A 5,440-nucleotide genomic window follows, 5' to 3' on the forward strand; every position below is an offset into this window, starting at 1 on the left:
ATTATTTCTATGTGACATGATGAACATTAAATCTCAGTTATTAAATTTTATTCCGTTCAGGGAGATATTTACTTGCGAAACTTTAATCAATTACTTTTTTAATAATGATGCCAAGAGTATTGGCTTAATTAAATGCTCAGGATTATTATGCCGTTTACGTGGATAATTCAAAACGGAATAAAAGTTTTAATCTGAAGTCGTTACGTTATTTGAAACTTTTACAGGCAAAAATATTACACAATCCTTGATGAAAGCCAGAAACTGTTAATGACCTGATAAAACCAGTTATGCTTTATTTAAAAAGTAGTTTTCCCGGCTGATTTATTGTTTATAAAATTTAAAAATCAAAACTTGAAGCAATAAAAAGAGTGATAAAATCAGCTTATCACTCTTTTCATTAACTTATTGTTTATTCCAATCCGGCGGAGTTTGATTCAGCAAATATTTGACAAAGAAATCTCGCCGTTTGCGCTCTCCATACGTACCGCCCAGGGTGTGGTTCATTCCGGGTAAAACCAGAAAGTCAAAATCTTTCTTAGCTTTGATCAAAGCATCGGCAACCTGCATGGTCGAAGAGGGATCAACATTATCATCCACCTCTCCAACGATAAGCAATAAATGGCCTTTCAGTTTAGGAGCATTCACCACATTCGAGCATTCCGCATATTGAGGGCCTATGGGATACCCCATCCATAGTTCGTTCCACCACATTTTATCCATACGGTTATCGTGGCAGCCGCAAGAGGCTGCGGCAGCTTTATAAAACTCAGGATGAAACAGCAAAGCGGTCAAAGCATTTTGTCCGCCGGCAGAAGCCCCGAATATTCCAACCCTTGAAGTATCCATACAGGAATATTTCCGGGCAGCAGCCTTGATCCACAATATCCTGTCGGGGAACCCGGCGTCTTTCAGATTTTTCCAACATACATCATGAAAAGCCTTGGAACGGCAGGAAGTTCCCATGCCATCCATTTGGACTACAATAAAGCCCAATTCTGCCAGTCCCGAGCCAGGCCAGAAAACAGGATTAAATGATTTAGCAGCAAAGGAACCCTGCGGACCAGCATAAATATATTCGATTACAGGATAAGACTTCGAAGGATCAAAATTGGATGGCCTGTAAATATTTCCCCATATATCCGTCTTCCCGTCCCTTCCTTTGGCCACGAAAACTTCCGGCATCTTCCAGCCCTTTGCCAAAAGATCGCTGATATCTTCTTTTTCCAGTGACAGAAGTACTTTCCCGTCTGCAGCACTTCTTAAGACTGTAACTCTGGGTTGATCGACCTTAGAATAAGTATCTACCAGAAATTTCCGGTCGGCCGAGTAGGTTGCATCGTGATTGGCCAATTCCGGGGTAAGGTCGGTCAACCCGCTACCGTCGAAATTTACACGGTAGTAATGGATCAAATAAGGATCTTCCCCGGCATTTTTACCACTCCCCTTAAAAATAACATACCGCAGACTGTCGTTCACATCTACAACTTCACGGACCACCCATTCGCCTTTGGTAATTTGATTTTTTACTTCCCCGTTTTGCCCGTCATATAAATAGAGATGATTCCATCCGTCGCGTTCAGAAGCCCAGATAATCTCCTTCCCGTCATCCACGTCATGGCGGTAATGTTTTCCGCTATAATCAATAAAGGTCTTACTGGTTTCGTTGATCAACAACTTAACCGAACCATTTTCCGGATTGACTCCAACTACCTGGTAAGCCTGATGCCCGCGCTGGTTGAATTCGAAGGTAAATCCTCGGCTATCCTTCCTCCAACTAAGGTTCCCCAGGTCAAACTGGTTTTCGAAAACGTCTGTATTAACCGGAATTTGCTTTTTATCCTCCACATTGAAAAGAGAAGGTTTACGAATGGGCAGTGCATCGCCGGGTTTAAGATAATCCCTCTTTTGCAATACAGGTTGCAACTGCGTTTTGGGTGAAGACTCTACGAAATAAATATAATGAGGTACATTCGCCCTGATTTTGTTTGTGATCAGATATTTTGAATTTGGCGACCACTGCAAATTTGCCGAATAATATTCACCCTCGGAACCGTCATAACTCAGCTGTATCTCCTGACTGGTATTCCTGTTTTTTATAAAAACATTATAATCCCGGATATATGCCTCCCATTGATTGTCACCCGAAACAACAGGAGGACCTTTTCGCTCATCATCGGTCTCCGACCAATATTTCTGAGGAGCAGCTTGTTCAACCTTACCCTTTTGAACAAGCTTGTTGTGGGTTAATTCGTATACATACTTCATCCCATCCAGGGAGAAATTCATCTCCTTTAGATTGTTACTAAAACTCACCTCTTTCAAAAAAAGGGAATAAGGTTTATATACTTTTTTATTGATTGTTCTGAGTTTCTCACAGAGTTTTTTCTGGTCGAAAGCTTCGTTCTTCTGCAATTTTTGTGCATCAACCAGGAAATATTCCCAGCCTTTGCGGGTCTTAACCGGGTACCAGAAATGGTCTGTCTTCTCTATCCAGGTAGCAGCCACATTTCCGTTATAAACCAAATCTTTCCACTTTTCAGTTGAATCGGCCCGGTTGTAATCGTCAACACTAACCTGAGCAAAAAGGGAACCTGCAAATAAAAAAACTATGGCAAAACAAAGGATAAATTTTCTGATGTCTTTCATCATAAACGAATTTTAATTAAAAGGCACTCATATAATTTTCAATATGAATGTTTTTGATACGATTATTTTATGCAAACTTCTATCGGGATGCAGAAATTAACTCAACATCCGCCAAGGTGTTCAAAAGGTGTAAGCAGCTTTGGTGAAATTTTAGCCTTGTCCTGAATCTTTTACATACCCAGTAAAAGAGCTGGGTTTAATAAATGGAATTAAATCAGGAGAAGAAGGACGGCTCTGTCCCGTAAGCATTGGAAGCTATAAAATCCAGCATTCGTAAAGGCCTTTGCCAAATTTGTGGTATAAATTATTTTGATATTTTCCGTCATGAATCATGTTTCAAAAATAGCAAATTGAGGGAAACAATATCCTTGGTTGGAATATAAAATCAGGGTAAATTTGATTAGGACAAATAAATAATTTTCCAAAAAAAGTTTAACAACTAGATTTTTATAATTTTTAAAGAGATTATTCAACAAACAGCCAAATATCCGGGAAAACATTTAAAACTTATGAATAATTCATATTGGGCCATTTTAAACAGAGAAAACCTGTTTTGGGAAGGATATTGTAAAACAGAACGGAATAAAACAATATTGGAGATTGAAAATATCATCAATTCCTATGGTTATATTTCAGATTTCCACATGTTTTCAGATGTTGAAATATGCATCAAAATTGTTATTGAAGAACACTTGATTTATAATCTTTATTCAGCTCTGAAGAATTATTTAACTTTAAAGGATTTTACAGATCCGGGTTCAGAATCAGAAAGTGAATGTACAGTTTTGTTGAATATAACCTTTATAAAAAGCACAGGAAATATGAAAATCGAAGTTCCTGCTGTACCCGGATAAAAGAGCCTTTCATTTCATATCTGTATTTACTTGCTGGTCAATTTCCGAGTCGCTTTCAACACTTAACCCAAGAGCCATTTTTAACAATTTTTAACATTTTATAACATATTGATCTATTGCTTATTATATTATATATGATATATAAAATGCACTATTTCTTGGATTAAATAAAAAACAAAAAAAATTAAATTTGCTTAAAACAATTTAAGCAAACTACTATGGAACAACAAATTATAGATTTTAAAAATCTGACTCAGGAAAATGTATGGGATTTATCAGAAGAAGAAGCGTTCACTTTAATACAAAAGTTACAAAACGATATTGGCAAAGAAGAACGTTCTCCATATCTGAAAATTATAGATACAGCATTTGAATTTAGAAGCATCAGTTCAAAAAGGCGGGACATAAAACAAAGTTTGACTTTGTTGGGTTTCAAGTTTTTCAAAGCTGATGATAAGCTAAATATGCTGACAGGTATTTTTAAAAGAAAAAGCCCCCATAAAAGTTTTTATTAATTCTCGAATGTATAAATGGCTGATGGAGGAAAGCTAAAAATATCCTCTTTATTTAAAATAATTGAAATGAAAATTTTTTCAGATCAGACTTACAAAACCCAGGTTCTCATTAACGGCCTGAAAAATAAAATTGAACTGGTTAAAAACAAAGGACTCGATGAAAATTTTATTGCCCGTTTGGAAGAAAGCAACAATGTTATAAAAGTCGAGAACGAACAAATAGATAAATTAAAAACTGAAGCAAAATCCAGAACAAGGCAGGCTAACCAAAGATTAGATGAAGTCAAAACTCAGGTAAAAAAGGCTAAAAAAATCATCAAACTTAATTTTGATCAAAGTCATTGGAAAGATTTTGGAATCACAGATAAACGTTAGTAAAAATACGATTTGATCTATAAATATTTCAAAGAATTCCTGCCTTTAATATGAGCAGGAATTTTTTTTAACCAAAGTCACCTGCTTTTGGGGAAATTACCATATATTAGCCAATAATTACAATTACCTATTTTGTTAGTAATCAATTAAAATGGCCTTCCCTTATATAGAAGATAAAAAATTCGAAAAAATTACTTCTCTTCAAAAAGGAGAGTATGATACCTGTGTTTTCAAAAATTGCGACTTTTCAAAAGCAGATTTCTCTGAAATAAAATTTATAGAATGCAATTTTAAGGAATGCAACCTGAGCCTGGCAAATCTATACCAGGCGGCTTTCCTCGACACAAAATTCGCCGGCTGCAAAATGCTGGGACTACTTTTTTACAACTGCAACAAAAGCGGGCTTTCCTTTTCTTTTGAAAATTGTACCCTCAATGATTCTTCCTTTTATCAGACTAAAATCAGGGAAACAACCTTTAAAAATTCCAGTTTGCAGGAAACTGATTTTACAGAATGTGATTTAGCCGCTTCAGTCTTCGACAACTGCGATCTGCGGAATGCAAAATTCGAAAACACCAATATTGAGAAAGTCGACTTCAGGACTTCTTACAACTATTCAATTGATCCGGAACTGAACCGGATTAAAAAAGCGAGATTTTCTTTAACAGGAATTGCAGGACTTCTTGATAAGTATGACCTGGAAATTGAAGAAAAATAATCCCAATCATTATCCCATTAGCACATTATCTTATTAACCCATTATCTCATTAACCCATTATCTCATTATCCCATTAACCCATTACCCCATTATCTCATTTTCCCATAATAAAATTTTCACTCAAGATAACTCAACATCAATCTATTGGGCTAAAGCCCACTTAAATCCCCTACTATCAATCCGTTGGCTAAAGCCAACGGCAATTAAAAATTCAAAAATCTTCTACCTTTTCTCTTTTTGATTATCTCATTATCCCATTATCTCATTAACCCATTATCTCATTATCTCATTATCTCATTATCCCATTATCTCATTATCCCATTATCTCATTA

At 36.0% G+C, this 5,440-nt stretch carries 5 protein-coding genes; 4 read left to right on the forward strand and 1 reads right to left on the reverse strand.

The window, feature by feature from the left end; all coding sequences use genetic code 11:
• Positions 1 to 402: 402 nt before the first annotated feature.
• Positions 403 to 2,649, reverse strand: a complete 2,247-nt coding sequence (locus Q8907_12150; GenBank protein MDP4275022.1) for a DPP IV N-terminal domain-containing protein — start codon at positions 2,647 to 2,649, stop codon at positions 403 to 405.
• Positions 2,650 to 3,155: 506 nt separating this feature from the next.
• On the opposite strand from Q8907_12150, the gene Q8907_12155 reads away from it, so the two are divergent.
• The 4 genes from Q8907_12155 to Q8907_12170 all read left to right on the forward strand — a co-directional run bounded on the left by Q8907_12155 (position 3,156) and on the right by Q8907_12170 (position 5,108).
• Complete coding sequence (locus tag Q8907_12155; GenBank protein ID MDP4275023.1) at positions 3,156 to 3,500, forward strand: hypothetical protein; 345 nt, start codon at positions 3,156 to 3,158, stop codon at positions 3,498 to 3,500.
• 218 nt (positions 3,501 to 3,718) lie between these two features.
• Positions 3,719 to 4,015, forward strand: coding sequence for a hypothetical protein (locus tag Q8907_12160; GenBank protein MDP4275024.1), 297 nt, complete (start codon positions 3,719 to 3,721; stop codon positions 4,013 to 4,015).
• A gap of 66 nt (positions 4,016 to 4,081) precedes the next feature.
• On the forward strand, positions 4,082 to 4,390 hold the full coding sequence (locus tag Q8907_12165; protein MDP4275025.1) for a hypothetical protein: 309 nt from the start codon (positions 4,082 to 4,084) through the stop codon (positions 4,388 to 4,390).
• A 151-nt stretch (positions 4,391 to 4,541) separates the two neighbouring features.
• Positions 4,542 to 5,108 carry a pentapeptide repeat-containing protein gene (locus Q8907_12170; protein MDP4275026.1) on the forward strand — a complete coding sequence of 189 codons (567 nt, stop codon included), beginning with the start codon at positions 4,542 to 4,544 and terminating at the stop codon, positions 5,106 to 5,108.
• Positions 5,109 to 5,440: the final 332 nt, after the last annotated feature.

The sequence above is a fragment of the Bacteroidota bacterium genome (assembly GCA_030706565.1).
Taxonomy (GTDB): Bacteria; Bacteroidota; Bacteroidia; order Bacteroidales; family JAUZOH01; genus JAUZOH01.

Coding starts and splice junctions, on each gene's coding strand:
- Q8907_12150 (MDP4275022.1), bottom strand. CDS start 2,649: ATGATGAAAGACATCAGAAAATTTATCCTTTGTTTTGCCATAGTTTTT.
- Q8907_12155 (MDP4275023.1), top strand. CDS start 3,156: ATGAATAATTCATATTGGGCCATTTTAAACAGAGAAAACCTGTTTTGG.
- Q8907_12160 (MDP4275024.1), top strand. CDS start 3,719: ATGGAACAACAAATTATAGATTTTAAAAATCTGACTCAGGAAAATGTA.
- Q8907_12165 (MDP4275025.1), top strand. CDS start 4,082: ATGAAAATTTTTTCAGATCAGACTTACAAAACCCAGGTTCTCATTAAC.
- Q8907_12170 (MDP4275026.1), top strand. CDS start 4,542: ATGGCCTTCCCTTATATAGAAGATAAAAAATTCGAAAAAATTACTTCT.